Consider the following 14,464-nt stretch of genomic DNA (forward strand, 5'->3'; position numbering starts at 1 on the left):
GTGACTCACGACCGGTGAATCCGCGGTGCCCGGCGGCCGAACCGCATTACCGCCGCACCGCCTCACAGCCGTGCAAAGTCACCACCGCGGGCCGCCGAGCAGCGAACGAACAATCGAACAACCGGAGCCCGACGGGCCGGCGCCGCGCCGCCCCGCGCCCCGCACGTCTCGGGAGGGGCCACATGCCCAGGAACCGCTTCGCGCCCGACCGGGGACTGACGACCCGCATGGTCGTCACGATGTTCCTGATCGGACTTCTCTACGTCGTCTTCGTGGGCGCGCTGCTGGCACTGCTGCGCGGCTCCTGGCCGATCATCGTGGTGATCGCCGGCCTGCTGTTCGTCGCCCAGTTCTGGTTCAGCGACAAGATCGCCGCCTTCAGCATGGGCGCCCGCGAGGTCACCCCCGAGGAGGCGCCGGAGCTGCACGGAGTGGTGGACCGCGTCTGCGCCCTCGGCGACCTGCCCAAGCCCAAGGTCGCCATCGCCGACTCCGACGTGCCCAACGCCTTCGCCACCGGCCGCAACCAGAAGAACACCGTGGTGTGCGCCACCACCGGACTGCTGCGCCGCCTGGAGCCGGACGAGCTGGAGGGCGTCATCGCCCACGAGCTGTCCCACGTCGCCCACAAGGACGTCGCCGTGATGACCGTCGCGTCCTTCCTCGGCATCCTGGCCGGCGTCATCACGCGCATCGGCCTGTGGGGCGGCTTCCGCCGCGGCGGCCGGGACCAGAACACCGCGCTGATCGCCGTCCTCGTCCCCTTGGTCAGCGCGGTCGTCTACGCGATCAGCTTCCTGCTCACCCGGATGCTGTCGCGCTACCGCGAGCTGTCCGCGGACCGCAGCGCCGCCCTGCTCACCGGCCGCCCCTCCGCGCTGGCCTCGGCGCTCACCAAGGTCAGCGGCGAGATGGCCGCCATCCCCACCGAGGACCTGCGCAAGTCCCAGCCCTTCAACGCCTTCTACTTCGCCCCCGCTCTCAGCGCGGGCCCGAGCATGGGCAACCTGCTGTCGACCCACCCCACCCTCGAACGGCGGCTGGAGCAGCTCGCCGCCCTCACCCGTGAACTGGACCGCCGCTGATGGGTCTGCTCGACGTGCTGCTGGGCCGCAGCAAACCGGTCCGCCCCGACCTCGACCAGCTGTTCGGCCTCTCCTCGGCCGCCCTCACCCTGGAGGCGGCGAGCGACCTGCGGCCCACCGGGCTGGGCTCGGTGTGCTTCGCCGCCGTCGAGGGCGGCGCCTTCGCCGAGATCCAGCGGGACCTCCACACGCTCCTCGCGGTGGAGTCCAGCCAGGACTCCTACGGCTACACGTGGCTGCTCTCCCGTCATGCGCCCAGCGAGACCACCGACCTCGTGACCGACCTGCACGCGGTCAACTCCACCCTGGAGGACCACGGGTTCGGGCCCCAGCTGCTGTGCTCGCTGGTCGGCTTCAAGGATTCGCGCGGGCAGTCCCTCGCGCTCGTGTACCTCTACAAGAGGGGTTCGTTCTACCCCTTCGCGCCGCTGCCCGGCGAGAAGCGGGACAGCGCGCTGGAACTGCAGGTCAAAGCACTGGTGGCCAATGACCTGCGGGTGGAGAAGGACCTGAGCCGCTGGTTCCCGGTGTGGGGCGCGCCGGGGCTGTGAGACCGGCCGCCGCGGTAAGTCCGGCCTAAGGTGGGGGCACAGCCGAGGATCCGGAGCGATCTTCCCACCTCCCAGGAGGCATCCGCATGACCAGCGCCTACGATCCCGCCTCGGTGCGGATGAGCCCCGAGCAGTGGGTCGCCGACCAGGCCCGCCGCTACGAGGAGTCCGGCGGCACCGAGGCGACCGACCTGAACGGTTCGCCGTGCCTGCTGCTGGACTACAAGGGCCGGCGCAGCGGCGAGTGGCACCGTACCGTCCTCATCTACGGCGAGGACGGCGAGGACTACCTGATCGTCGCCTCCAAGGGCGGGGCGGACAAGCACCCCGCGTGGTTCCTCAGCCTGCGGGAGAATCCGGAGGTCCACCTACGGGTGCTCGGGGAGCGGTTCGCCGCCCGCGCCGAGGTGCTCTCACCGCAGGAGAAGGCGCGGGTCTGGCCGATCATGGTGTCGGTCTACGCCCCCTACGAGGACTACCAGAAGAAGACCGAGCGGGACATCCCGGTGGTCCGGCTGCGCCGGGCGTGACGCCCGGCAGGACCGTCCGGGAGCGGGCGCGAGCGGCGCCCCGGGCCGCGCCCGCCACCCGCCGGAACCTCCCGTACGTCCGACCGGACCTCAGCGGCGCGCGTCCAGCACCGCCTTGAGGGCGTCCAGGGCGGCCGCCAGGCGCGGCGACCCGCAGCACCGGGACAGCGCCGCCGCCTCCCTGCCGAGCGCCCGGGCGCCCTCCACGTCGCCGTTCAGAGCCCGGGCCTGGGCCGCCCGCGCCGCGTACAGGCTGCGGTCGCGCAGGAACGCCGGGTCCTGCGCCGCCAGGGCCCGCTCCAGCAGCGGCCCGGCCTCACCGGGGAGACGGAGGTCGAGCAGGGACAGGCCGCGCTGGGCGTCGAGTTCGGCCGTGTCCAGCCAGTACAGCCAGGGCGGCCCGGGATCCGTCCGCGCGGCGTCCAGTCGTCGTTCGGCCTCGGCCGCCGCCCGCCGGAAGGCCGCCTCCGCCCCGAGCGCGGCGTGCGCCCTGGCCAGCCGGACGGCGGCCAGCGCGCGTACCGCGGGGGAAGCCGACCCGGCCGCCCGTACCGCCGCCTCGGCGGCCGCGACCGCGTCCTGCGGCCGGCCGGCGATCACCTCCTGCAGGGCGAGCCCGCCCCACAAGGACACGGCCATCGGCCGGTCGCCCGCGGTGTGGGCCAGCCGCAGCCCGGTCAGGTAGTGGCGCTGGGCCGCCGCCAGGCGGCCGGAGTCGGTGGCCGCCCACCCGCCGAGCTGCGCCAGGTCGGCGGCCACCCGCAACAGCCTCGCCCGTGTGTCCCGTCCGCCCGGCTCCCGCCGCAACAGGCCCGACACCAGCCGCAGATCGGCCTGCGTGCGGTGCCGTACGGCCGCGCCGCCCAGGCGGTCGTCCAGCCGCCGCAGGCCCAGGACGCCGGCCTCCAGCCACTCCAGGACCCCACCGTCCGCCCAGCTGTCCGGCCGTCCGCAGGCCGGTTCGCCGTCCTGGGGCCGCTCTCCGGGATCCGCTCCCTCGGGCGGTTCCACCGCTCCCTCGGCCTCGGCCGCCTCCCAGTCGGCGATGGCGTCGCGCAGGGTGCGCTCGTCCGCGAGCGGATAGCCGCGAGGGTCGTCCGTGCCGTCCTCGACAAGAGCGGCGAGGGCGGTGAGGCTGCCGTCCGGCGTCCAGGGCAGGCCGTCCGGCATGCCGCCGTGCGCGGGCAGCCAGCGCGGCCACGGCCGCAGCTCCAATTCCCGCGGGTGGATGCCCAGCGCCCGGGCCAGAGCCCGCTGGCTGTCGGCCTCGGGCACCACCCCCCAGTGCTCCCAGCGCCACACCTTCTCCCGCCGCGCGGCCATCGGCACGCCCAGCGCACGGGCGTGCTCCGCGATCACCTTGGCCAGATCCTGGTAGCTCCAGCCGTGCCTGCGGCGGACGTACGCCAGGGGATGCGGGGACGCGTCGGCGCGCTCTCCCGCCACGTTTCCACCGCCGCCCATACCCGGTTCCCAACTGCCGTACTCCCGGCGGCGCCATGTTGCTGCCGCGATCAAGCTTTCGAATACCAGGCGGCGGCCGTCCGCGCCAGCCGAACGGTCCTTATCAATTGCCCGCGGGCGGTCCAAACCCCTTCCACGATACGGGACTACAGCGAGACAACAGGTGCGGCCTTGTCGTCCATGACCGCCTACCGGTTGGCTGTTCGCGATCACCGGACGTAACGCGCGCCGTGGAGGGCTGCCCGCGGATGACACCACCGCCGCCACCCTTCCGCTTCTCTCGCGGCAAGGACGAACTGGCTTTCGATCCCGCTCTCGGCGACGAGGAGCTGATCGCGGCCCGTGCTGCCCTGTCCCAGGGCCGCTGGGGCGAGGTCCGCGCGCTGCTGGCCCGTACCGGCGACGACTGGGACAGCCGCGGCCACCGCCTGGTCGTCCTCGGCGAGGGCAAGTCGGCCGCAGCGTGGGCCGACGAATGGCTGCTGGCCGAGCCGGAGAGCCCGGACGCCGCCGCGCTGCAGGCGTGCGCCGCGGTGTTCAGGGCGGCGGCGGGCAAGCAGAGCGCCGAGTCCGCGCGCGAGTCCTGCCTGCGCGCCGCCCGGATGACGCCGCGTGACCCCACCCCCTGGCTCGGCATGCTCATCCTGGCCCGCCGCACCGGCACCGACGACGACCAGGTGCGCGCCTTCGACCAGGTACGAGGACGGCACCGCGGCCACCACCACGCGCACTACCTGATGACCCAGGTGCTGGCCGAGCGTCAGAAGACCGACGGCGACGACCCGTTCCACGAGGTGTACGAGTTCGCCGAGTGGGCCGCGGACGAGGCCGGGGCGGGATCGCCGCTGGCCGTGCTGCCACTGGTGGCGCTGATCGAGCGGTACCGGGTGCTGGCCTCGGCCGGCGCCCTGCCGTCCACGCCGGCCGGGCTGCCGTACTGGACCAGCCCGCGGGCGCGCACCTGCCTGCGGGTGGCCTTCGACTGGTGGCTGGACTGGGAGGGCGGGCACCACCCGCGCCTGCCGCTGGACCTGAACCACCTGGCGTTCGCCAAGTTCCACTCGGGCGACTCCGTGGCCGCGGCCGCGCTGTTCAACCGGATCGGCTCCCTGGCGACCCGGGCCCCCTGGTCGTACGTCGGCCGCGATCCGAAGAAGTCGTTCCGCGCCGCGCGCAACTACGCGCTCGGCTTTGGTTCCTCGTAAGTCCCAAGCACAGCACATTCGCACTTCCATGGAAGGAACCGCAGCCATGCTGACGGGCAGCACCTCGGAGATAAGTACCTTCAAGGGCCAGCAAAGAGCACTGCGGGCGGACCGGATCGGCACCCCCGGCCTGCTGCTGTCCGTCCTGGCCGCGACCGCGCCTCTGATGGTGGTCGCCGGGGTGGTGCCCACGACCTTCGCCGCCGTGGGCGTCGTCGGCGTGCCGCTCATCTTCCTGATCCTGGGCGCCGTCCTCATCCTGTTCAGCTTCGGCTACGCCGAGATGAGCCGCCACGTCCACAACGCCGGCGCCTTCTACGCCTACATCGCGCGGGGCCTGGGCGGCACCGCGGGCGCGGCCGCCTCGTACGTGGCGCTGTTCTCGTACAGCATCCTGCAGTGCGGGATCTACGGCATCTTCGGCTTCGAGATCTCCAGCCAGATAGCCGAGCACTGGCACCACAACGTCGACTGGTGGTGGCCCGCCCTGGGCGGAGTGCTGGTCACCGGCATCTTCGGAGCCCTGAAGATCGACGTCAACGCCAAGGTGCTGGGCCTGCTGCTGCTGATCGAGACCGTGCTCATCGTCGTCTTCGACATCAGCTTCCTGTCCGACGCCGGCCCGCAGGGCGTGTCCCTGCACGCCTTCAGCCCCAGCACCCTGAGCGGCTCGGGCTTCGGCACCGCCCTGTGCTTCTGCATCGCCGCCTTCACCGGCTTCGAACAGGCCCCGGTCTACGCCGAGGAGACCAGCCGGCCGCAGCGCGTCGTGGCCCGGGTGATGTTCATGGCGGTCGGATTCGCCACCCTGTTCTTCGCGTTCAGCGCCTGGGCGGTCACCGTCGCGACCGGCCCCTCGCACGTCGTGGACGCCGCCCGGCACAGCCCCACCATGATCTTCGACCTCAACCAGTCGCGGATCGGCGGCACGTTCACCGACATCCTCAACGTCTTCTTCATCACCGGCATCTTCGCCTCGATGCTCAGCTTCCACAACGTGGTGGCGCGCTACGCCTTCGCCATGGGCCGCGACGGCCTGCTGCCGTCCGCCGTCAGCCGCACCACCCGCTCCGGCGGCGCCCCCGTCGCCGGCTCGCTCATCCAGTCGACCGTCGCCCTTGTCGTCGTCGCCGCCTTCGCCGTCACCGACGACAAGCCCGGCGGCGACCCGTCCTTCACGCCGATGATGCGGCTGTTCACCTGGGCCGGCAACGTCGGCGCGCTCGGCGTGGTGGTGCTCATGGCGGTCGCCTCGATCGCCGTCGTCGCGTTCTTCATCAAGCGCGGCGCCGCAGGCGGCCAGGCGTGGCGGCTGGTCACCTCCGGGATCGCCGCGCTGGCGCTCCTGGCCATCGCCTTCTACGCGGTCAAGGACTTCGCGGTGCTGCTCGGCGCCGACCCCGGGCACGGGCTGCGCTGGATCCTGCCCGGCGTCATCGCCCTCGCCGCCGTCATCGGTCTGGTGTACGGCCTGGTGCTGCGGGTGAAGCGGCCGCAGGCGCACGCCCGGATCGGCCAGGGCAACGAGGCGTTCCAGCTGCAGAAGGCCGCCGCGGCCGCCTCCGAAGAGCCGGCGTGACCAAGGCCGGGACGGCGGACGCGGCCCGGCCCGGTCCGCGCGCCGGGCGCGGGTTCTTCGACCCGCGAGCCGGCGCCGGACCCGCCGGAACCCGCCGGACCCGGCGCCGGTCGCGGTGCGGGCAGGCACTGCCGCGCCCGACCGGGCGTGCCACGGCAAGCGCCGCCGCGCTCACCCGAACGGACTGAGCGAGCGCTCAGTCAGCCCTTGCCAAGACTGGAACACGTTCCTAGCATCCTTGATGTGACATCAGAACTGTCAAACCGGTCGCCGGCGCCCCCGGGGACCGGCCCGCTGGCAGATGTGCGCGTCGTGGAACTGGCAGGCATCGGCCCCGGTCCGTTCGCCGCCATGCTGCTGGCGGACCTCGGCGCCGATGTCGTGCGGGTCGACCGGCCGGGCGGCCCCGGCCTGGGCGTCGACCCGGCCTGCGACCTGACCAACCGCAACAAGCGGTCGGTCCTGGTCGACCTCAAGGCCGAGGACGGCGCCGAGGCGGTGCTGGACCTGGCCGCCCGGGCGGACATCCTCATCGAGGGCTACCGGCCGGGTGTCGCCGAGCGCCTAGGTGTCGGCCCCGAAGCCTGCCTGGCGCGCAATCCCCGCCTCGTGTACGGGCGGATGACCGGTTGGGGCCAGCACGGCCCCCTGGCCGCGAGCGCGGGCCACGACATCGGCTACATCGCCGTCACCGGCGCGCTGGGCATGACCGGCCCGGCGGCCGGACCGCCCGCGGCCCCCGCCAACCTGCTCGGCGACTACGCCGGCGGCTCCCTCTACCTGGTCACCGGACTGCTGGCCGCCCTGCACCACGCCCGCGCCCACGGCGAGGGCCAGGTCGTGGACGCCGCCATCGTCGACGGCGCCGCCCACCTGGCCACGATGATCCACGCCATGCGGGCGGCCGGCGCCTGGCAGGACCGCCGCGCCGCCAACCTCCTGGACGGCGGCGCGCCCTTCTACGACGTCTACGAGACCGCCGACGGCGGCTGGATGGCGGTCGGGGCGCTGGAGCAGCGCTTCTACGACGAGTTCACCCGGCTGCTGGGCCTGGACGCCGAGGAGGCCGCGCTGCGGGCCGCGCCCGCGCGCTGGCCGGAGCTGCGGGCCGCGATCGGCGCCCGGTTCAGGACCCGCACCCGTAAGGAGTGGACCGGCGTGTTCAGCGGTACCGACGCCTGTGTGGCGCCCGTACTCTCGCTGGAAGAGGCTCCCGCGCACCCGCACCTCGCGGAGCGCGGCACCTTCGTCCGGGAAGGAGGGATCGTCCAGCCGGCCCCGGCACCGCGGTTCTCCGCCACTCCGACGGCCGTACGCCGCCCACCCGCCCGTCCCGGCGAGCACGGCGCCGAAGTGGCCCGCGACTGGGCGCTGACCCCGCCGGGCAGTCCGGCGGCCACGTGAGGGCGACCGGCGCACCGCACCGGCCGACGGGGAGCGCCGCCGTACGGCCCGCACCGTCCGGCCGCCGCCTGCCGCGCACCGGCCGCCTGCCCCGCGCCCGTCCCGTACCGCGAACCGACCCCGGCCCCGCCCCGCACCCTCACCGAAAGGCACGACGTTGAGCACCGACGCCTACGTCTACGACGCCGTACGCACCCCGCGCGGGCGCGGCAAGGCGAACGGATCACTGCACGCCACCAAGCCCATCGACCTGGTCGTCGGCCTCATCCACGAGGTCAGGCGCCGTCACCCCGGCCTCGACCCCGCGGCGATCGACGACATCGTGCTCGGGGTCGTCAGCCCGATCGGCGACCAGGGCTCCGACATCGCGCGGATCGCCGCCATTGCCGCGGGTCTGCCCGACACCGTGGCGGGAGTGCAGGAGAACCGCTTCTGCGCCTCGGGGCTGGAAGCCGTCAACCTCGCCGCCGCCAAGGTGCGCTCGGGGTGGGAGGACCTCGTCCTCGCGGGCGGAGTGGAATCCATGTCGCGCGTCGCCATGGGCTCCGACGGCGGCGCCTGGGCGATGGACCCCATGACGTCGTACGAGACCGGCTTCGTCCCGCAGGGCGTCGGCGCCGACCTGATCGCCACCCTCGGCGGCTGGACGCGTCACGACGTCGACTCCTATGCGGCGCTCTCCCAGGAGCGAGCCGCGGAGGCCTGGAAGGAGAGCCGGTTCGGCCGGTCCGTGGTGCCGGTCACCGACCGCAACGGGCTGGTCGTCCTCGACCGCGACGAGCACATGCGCCCGGGCACCACGGCCGAGTCGCTCGCCGCCCTCAAGCCGTCCTTCGCCGACATCGGCGAACTGGGCGGCTTCGACGCCGTCGCGCTGCAGAAATACCACTGGGTGGAGAAGATCGACCACGTCCACCACGCCGGCAACTCCTCCGGCATCGTGGACGGCGCCGCATTGGTCGTCATCGGCAACCGCGAGGTCGGCGAGCGCTACGGCCTGACCCCCAGGGCGCGGATCGTCTCCGCGGCCGTCTCGGGCTCCGAGCCGACCATCATGCTCACCGGCCCCGCCCCCGCGTCCCGCAAGGCACTGGCCAAGGCCGGCCTCACGGTGGACGACCTCGACCTGATCGAGATGAACGAGGCGTTCGCCGCCGTCGTGCTGCGCTTCGCCGCCGACCTGGGCGTCGGCATCGACAAGGTCAACGTCAACGGCGGCGCCATCGCGCTCGGCCACCCCCTGGGCGCGACCGGCGCCATGCTGCTTGGCACCTTGGTGGACGAACTGGAGCGCCGCGACCAGCGGTACGGACTGGTCACTCTGTGCGTCGGCGGCGGCATGGGCGTCGCCACCGTCGTCGAACGCCTCTGACGTCCCGCCCCCTTCAACGGATCCAACGGAGCCGACCACCATGAGCGAGTCCACCACCATCCGCTGGGAGCAGGACGCCGACGGCATCGTCACCCTCGTCCTGGACGACCCCGGCCAGTCGGCCAACACCATGAACGCCGCGTTCGCCGACTCCCTCGACGCCACCCTCGACCGTCTGGAGGCCGAACTCGACTCCGTGCGCGGGGTGATCGTCACCTCCGCCAAGAAGACTTTCTTCGCCGGCGGCGACCTGCGCGAGCTCATCCGCGCCACTCCCGGCGACGCCGAGCGTGTCTTCGCCGGCTCGATGCGCGTCAAGCGCCGCCTGCGCCGCCTGGAGACCCTCGGCAAGCCGGTCGTCGCGGCCATCAACGGCGCCGCCCTGGGAGGCGGCTACGAGATCGCCCTCGCCTGCCACCACCGCATCGCGCTCGACGCGCCCGAGGTGAAGATCGGCCTGCCCGAGGTCACCCTCGGCCTGCTGCCAGGGGGCGGCGGTGTCGTCCGCACGGTAAGGCTGCTGGGCATCTCCGACGCCCTGCTGAAGGTCCTCCTGCAAGGGCGGCAGTACGACGCCCGGCGCGCCCTGGAGGCGGGGCTGATCCACGAGGTGGCCCCCGGCCGCGACGCGATGCTCGCCGCCGCCAGGGCCTTCATCGAGGCCAACCCGCAGGCGCGGCAGCCCTGGGACGTCCCCGGTCACCGGATTCCCGGCGGCACCCCCAAGAGCCCGTCCTTCGCCGCCAACCTGCCCGCCTTCCCGGCCAACCTGCGCAAGCAGCTCGCCGGCGCCCCCTACCCGGCGCCGCGCAACATCCTGGCCGCGGCCGTCGAGGGCTCCCAGGTGGACATCGACAACGCCACCGTCATCGAGGCCCGCTACTTCACCGAGCTGGTCTGCGGCCGCACCTCGAAGAACATGATCCAGGGCTTCTTCTTCGACATGCGGGCCGTCAACTCCGGGGCCCGCCGCCCCACCGGGGTGCCCGCGCGCCAGGTCACCAGGGTCGCCGTGCTCGGCGCGGGCATGATGGGCGCGGGCATCGCCTACGCCTGCGCGCGGGCCGGGATCGACGTCGTCCTCAAGGACGTCTCCCTGGAGGCGGCCGAGCGCGGCAAGGCGTACTCCGCCCGACTGCTCGACAAGGCGCTCGCCAAGGGCCGCACCACCCCCGAGAAGCGCGACGCGCTGCTGGCCCGGATCACCCCAACCGCCGACCCGGCCGGGCTCACGGGCTGCGACGCCGTCATTGAGGCGGTCTTCGAGGACCCCGCTCTGAAGCACAAGGTGTTCCAGGAGATCGAGGACGTGGTGGCGCCCGACGCCCTGCTGTGCTCCAACACCTCCACCCTGCCCATCAGCATGCTCGCCGAGGGCGTCCGGCGCGGCCAGGACTTCGTCGGCCTGCACTTCTTCTCGCCGGTCGACAAGATGCCGCTGGTGGAGATCGTCCGCGGCGAGCGCACCGGCGACGAGGCGCTGGCCCGCGCCTTCGACCTGGTCCGGCAGATCCGCAAGACCCCCGTCGTCGTCAACGACTCGCGCGGCTTCTTCACCTCACGGGTCATCGGCCGCTTCATCGAGGAGGGGGTGGCGATGGTCGGCGAGGGCATCAGCGCCGCCTCCGTCGAACAGGCCGCCGCCCAGGCCGGTTACCCCGCCAAGGTGCTCGCCCTGGTCGACGAACTCACCCTCACCCTGCCGCGCAGGATCCGCCTCGAAGCCCGTGAGGCCGTCGAGGCGTCCGGCGGCGTCTGGCGGCCGCACCCGGCCGAGCAGGTCATCGACCGCATGATCGACGAGTTCGGCCGCCCCGGCCGCAGCGGCGGGGCCGGCTTCTACGAGTACGAGGACGGCCGCCGCACCCGCCTGTGGCCGGGTCTGGCCGAGCACTTCGGCGCGCCCGCCGACCGCGCCCCCGGGGACCGCGGCGGAAAGCCGGCGGTCGACGTCCCGCTGCGCGACATGCAGGAGCGGATGCTGTTCGCCGAGTCCCTGGACGCGGTGCGGCTGCTGGAGGAGGGCGTCCTCACTTCCGTCGCCGACGCCAACGTCGGTTCGCTGCTGGGCATCGGCTTCCCGGCGTGGACCGGCGGCGTGCTGCAGTACATCAACGGCTACGAGGGCGGCCCCGCCGGATTCGTCGAGCGGGCCAGGCAGCTCGCGGCGGCGTACGGGGAGCGGTTCGCGCCGCCGCCGCTGCTGGTGGAGAAGGCCGAGAAGGGGGAGCGGTTCGCGGACTGAGGCAGCGCCCGCTCGGGCGCAAGGTCGCGGGTCCGGTCGCCCAGGCGGAAGGTTGCGGGTCGCGGCACGCGCAAGGCCGCGGGTCCTGTCAGGCGCAATAGTGCGGGTTCCGTCAGGTGGAAGGGGCGAGGTTCCGTCAGGGGGAAGGGTGAGGTTCCGTCAGGCGGAGGGGTGAGGTCCCGTCAGGCGGAAGGTTGCGGGCCCGGTCCTTCGACGGGCCAGGCCCGCACCTCGTCCTTGAGCGACCGCTGGAAGGTGGTCACCAGCGCCTGCACGACCAGGGGCTGCATCTGCGCGGACAGCGCGCGCATCTGCGCCGGGCGGTCCGGCTCCCACACCTCGTCCAAGAAGATGCGGCTGATCTCCCGCGCGGCGGCTCTGGCGTGCTCCAGCATCACCTCACGGGCCGCCAGGAGGGCGTCCACCGGGATCGGCATGTCCAGCAGCCGGATCCCGAGGTGGAGGGTGCCGGGATCCACCCGGAAGGCGTCCGGGTCGGCGGTGCGCTCAAGGACGTCCGCCGCGGCCAGCCGGTCGATGTCGGCGTCCGTCAGCGGGCGGCCCGCCCTGCGCTCCAGCTTCTCCCGGTCGATGTCCTCCACTCCCTCCGGCAGCCAGGACGCCACCAGGGCGCGGTGGATCGCGAGGTCGTGCGCGCTGATGTCGTCGGGGAGCTGCTGCAGATAGCGCTCGATCGCGGCCAGGGTGAGCCCCTGGTGCTGCAACTCGCCGATCAGGGAGAGCCGGGACAGGTGCTCGGGTCCGTACCGGCCGATCCGGCGCGGGCCGATGGCGGGCGGCGGCAGCAGGCCGCGGGCGCTGTAGAAGCGGACGGTGCGTACCGTCACCCCGGCGCGGGCGGCCAGCTCGTCGATGGTGAGACCGGTCTGGGGCACCGCAACAGTATCGCTGTGCCACCAGCGCTGTGAGAAGGTCCGGCCGGGCATCGCGGCCGGCTGCCTCTACGCTGACCTGGTGCGCCTTCGTCCGCCCCGCTCGCCGCTGCCGCTGTCCGTGCCCGCGCTGGCCCGGGCGGCCATGCCGGTGCTGCTGCTCGCCTGCTGCCTGTCGTGCTCCAGCGGCGGCGCGGTCGCCTCGGGCGCCCCCGACGGCGCGCCCGGCGTGGGGGACCGGCTGCTGCCCGAGGCGGGCAACGGCGGCTACGACGTGTCCCACTACGGTCTCGACCTGTCCTACGACCCCGTCGGCGGCCGGCTCAGCGGCACCGCCGTGGTCAGCGCCACCGCCACGCAGTCCGTGAGCCGGTTCGACCTGGACCTGTCCGGCCTGACGGTCGGGGCGGTCACGGTGGACGGCAGACCGGCCAAGTTCCGCAGGTTCGGCACGGAGCTGACGGTGCAGCCGGCCCGGCAGCTCACCCGCGGCGACCGCTTCCAGGCCACCGTGACGTACGCGGGCGTACCCCAGCTGCTCACGGACGCGGACGGTTCCCACGAGGGCTGGTTCCGTACCGACGACGGCGCCCTGGCGCTGGGCGAGCCGGTCGGTTCCATGGCGTGGTTCCCGGGCAACGACCACCCCTCGGACAAGGCCGCGTACGACATCACGGTGTCCGTGCCCGCCGGACTGTCCGTGGTCTCCAACGGCGAACTGGCCGGCACCACCACCGCCGGCGGCCGTACCGCCTTCCACTGGCGCGTCACCGCCCCCATGGCCACCTACCTGGCGACGGTCGGCATCGGGCACTACGACGTCACCCGAGGCCGCACGAGGAGCGGAGTGCCGCTGTACGAGGCCGTGGATCCGCGCTCCGACGACCCGCGGACAGCGGCCGCCGTCAAGCGGCTGCCGGAGATCCTCGACTGGGAGAGCACGCTTTTCGGGCCCTACCCGTTCGCCTCCTCGGGCGTCGTCGTGGACCACCTGCCGCGCGGCCTGGGCGGCTACGCCCTGGAGACGCAGAACCGGCCGTCCTTCCCCGGCGACTCCGGTCCGCCCGCCGTACAGCTCGACACCCTTGTGCACGAGCTGTCCCACCAGTGGTTCGGGGACTGGGTCACCCCCGCCTCCTGGCAGGACATCTGGCTCAACGAGGGCTTCGCCACCTACGCCGAGTGGCTGTGGACGCAGCACGAGGGCGGCACCTCCGTCGACCGCAGCGCCGCCGACGCCTTCGCCGCCGAGGCCACGTGGGCCTTCCCGCCGGCCGCGCCGCCCTCGGCGGCCGAACTGTTCGCCGCGCCTGTGTACTCCCGCGGCGCCCTGGTCCTGTACGAACTGCGCCGCGCCATGGGCGACCGCGCCTTCTCCACCTTGTTGCGCACCTGGCCCGCGGCCCATGCGGGCGGCACCGCGGACACCGCGGACTTCACCGCGTTCGCCCAGCGGCTGACCACGCACGATCTGACCCCGCTCCTGCGCACGTGGCTGTACGGCAAGGCCAAACCGGCCCACCTGTGACCTGCCGCAGCACCTATGCGGCGGGTGAAGCGCGCCGGAAAACCGGAGGAGGGCGCCGCGACCGGCTGCAAGGATGACGCCGTGACGACGACACCGATGCCCGGCGTGTGGACCGCGCTGCCGCACCCCGTCTCCGCACCCGAGTCCGCGGCACTGCTGCGCCGCTACTACAGCGAGCTGATAGTCCGGTACCACGGGCGCCCGACCGACGAGGCGGAGGTCTCGGCCGTCCTCGCCGAGGAGCCCAGCGACGACCTGACGCCGCCCACCGGGCAGTTCCTGGTCGCCCGCCGAGCCGGAGAACCGGCCGGCTGCGCGGGCGTCCGCGTCCTCGACGCCTCCACCGTCGAGCTGACCAGGATGTACGTGGCGCCCGAGGCCCGCGGCCAGGGCGCCGCCGGACTGCTCATCGCGGCGGCCGAACGGCTCGCCCGCGACACCTTCGGCGCCGCGGCCATCCGCCTGGACACCCGCAAGGACCTGGTCGAGGCCCGCGCCCTGTACGCCAAACACGGCTACACCGAGATCCCGGCCTACAACGACAGCAAGTACGCCGACCACTGGTTCGAGAAGAAACTGGTCCGCCCGGCGCCATGAGCCTCGCCGCA

12 protein-coding genes are annotated in these 14,464 nt (G+C 73.2%); 10 read left to right on the forward strand and 2 right to left on the reverse strand.

Translation table 11 applies throughout. The features are described from left to right. The first annotated feature begins 182 nt into the window (after positions 1 to 182). The 3 genes from htpX to K7G61_RS11585 all read left to right on the forward strand — a co-directional run bounded on the left by htpX (position 183) and on the right by K7G61_RS11585 (position 2,166). On the forward strand, positions 183 to 1,085 hold the full coding sequence (gene htpX / locus K7G61_RS11575) for a zinc metalloprotease HtpX (protein ID WP_225846661.1): 903 nt from the start codon (positions 183 to 185) through the stop codon (positions 1,083 to 1,085). Beyond that, positions 1,085 to 1,636 (forward strand): hypothetical protein, encoded by a 552-nt coding sequence (locus K7G61_RS11580; RefSeq protein WP_225846662.1) that lies wholly within the window; start codon positions 1,085 to 1,087, stop codon positions 1,634 to 1,636. The genes htpX and K7G61_RS11580 overlap by 1 nt, the downstream gene beginning before the upstream one ends. An 86-nt stretch (positions 1,637 to 1,722) precedes the next feature. Continuing rightward, positions 1,723 to 2,166: a nitroreductase family deazaflavin-dependent oxidoreductase gene (locus K7G61_RS11585; protein WP_225846663.1), complete on the forward strand. Its 444-nt coding sequence runs from the start codon at positions 1,723 to 1,725 to the stop codon at positions 2,164 to 2,166. Positions 2,167 to 2,256: 90 nt separating this feature from the next. Here the strand turns inward: K7G61_RS11585 and K7G61_RS11590 are convergent, their stop codons facing one another. Continuing rightward, on the reverse strand, positions 2,257 to 3,630 hold the full coding sequence (locus K7G61_RS11590) for a hypothetical protein (RefSeq protein WP_225846664.1): 1,374 nt from the start codon (positions 3,628 to 3,630) through the stop codon (positions 2,257 to 2,259). A gap of 248 nt (positions 3,631 to 3,878) precedes the next feature. Between K7G61_RS11590 and K7G61_RS11595 the strand changes: the two genes are divergently transcribed. The 5 genes from K7G61_RS11595 (at position 3,879) to K7G61_RS11615 (ending at position 11,435) form a co-directional block, all read left to right on the forward strand. Beyond that, positions 3,879 to 4,835, forward strand: a complete 957-nt coding sequence (locus K7G61_RS11595; RefSeq protein WP_225846665.1) for a hypothetical protein — start codon at positions 3,879 to 3,881, stop codon at positions 4,833 to 4,835. A 46-nt stretch (positions 4,836 to 4,881) separates the two neighbouring features. Further along, the gene (locus K7G61_RS11600) at positions 4,882 to 6,414 is read left to right on the forward strand and encodes an APC family permease (RefSeq protein WP_225846666.1); all 1,533 of its coding nucleotides are present in this window, start codon (positions 4,882 to 4,884) and stop codon (positions 6,412 to 6,414) included. A 294-nt stretch (positions 6,415 to 6,708) separates the two neighbouring features. After that, complete coding sequence (locus K7G61_RS11605) at positions 6,709 to 7,818, forward strand: CaiB/BaiF CoA-transferase family protein (RefSeq protein ID WP_225846799.1); 1,110 nt, start codon at positions 6,709 to 6,711, stop codon at positions 7,816 to 7,818. A gap of 157 nt (positions 7,819 to 7,975) precedes the next feature. After that, positions 7,976 to 9,190 carry an acetyl-CoA C-acetyltransferase gene (locus K7G61_RS11610; protein ID WP_225846667.1) on the forward strand — a complete coding sequence of 405 codons (1,215 nt, stop codon included), beginning with the start codon at positions 7,976 to 7,978 and terminating at the stop codon, positions 9,188 to 9,190. A 40-nt stretch (positions 9,191 to 9,230) separates the two neighbouring features. Further along, the gene (locus K7G61_RS11615) at positions 9,231 to 11,435 is read left to right on the forward strand and encodes a 3-hydroxyacyl-CoA dehydrogenase NAD-binding domain-containing protein (RefSeq protein WP_225846668.1); all 2,205 of its coding nucleotides are present in this window, start codon (positions 9,231 to 9,233) and stop codon (positions 11,433 to 11,435) included. 182 nt (positions 11,436 to 11,617) lie between these two features. On the opposite strand, the gene K7G61_RS11620 is transcribed toward K7G61_RS11615, so the two are convergent. After that, positions 11,618 to 12,382, reverse strand: a complete 765-nt coding sequence (locus K7G61_RS11620) for a MerR family transcriptional regulator (protein WP_374204117.1) — start codon at positions 12,380 to 12,382, stop codon at positions 11,618 to 11,620. 28 nt (positions 12,383 to 12,410) lie between these two features. On the opposite strand from K7G61_RS11620, the gene K7G61_RS11625 reads away from it, so the two are divergent. Beyond that, positions 12,411 to 13,856: a M1 family metallopeptidase gene (locus K7G61_RS11625; protein ID WP_225846670.1), complete on the forward strand. Its 1,446-nt coding sequence runs from the start codon at positions 12,411 to 12,413 to the stop codon at positions 13,854 to 13,856. 81 nt (positions 13,857 to 13,937) lie between these two features. After that, positions 13,938 to 14,453: a GNAT family N-acetyltransferase gene (locus K7G61_RS11630; RefSeq protein WP_308190626.1), complete on the forward strand. Its 516-nt coding sequence runs from the start codon at positions 13,938 to 13,940 to the stop codon at positions 14,451 to 14,453. Positions 14,454 to 14,464: the final 11 nt, after the last annotated feature.

The sequence above is a fragment of the Streptomyces sp. HPF1205 genome, from assembly GCF_020400825.1.
Classification (GTDB): domain Bacteria; phylum Actinomycetota; class Actinomycetes; order Streptomycetales; family Streptomycetaceae; genus Actinacidiphila.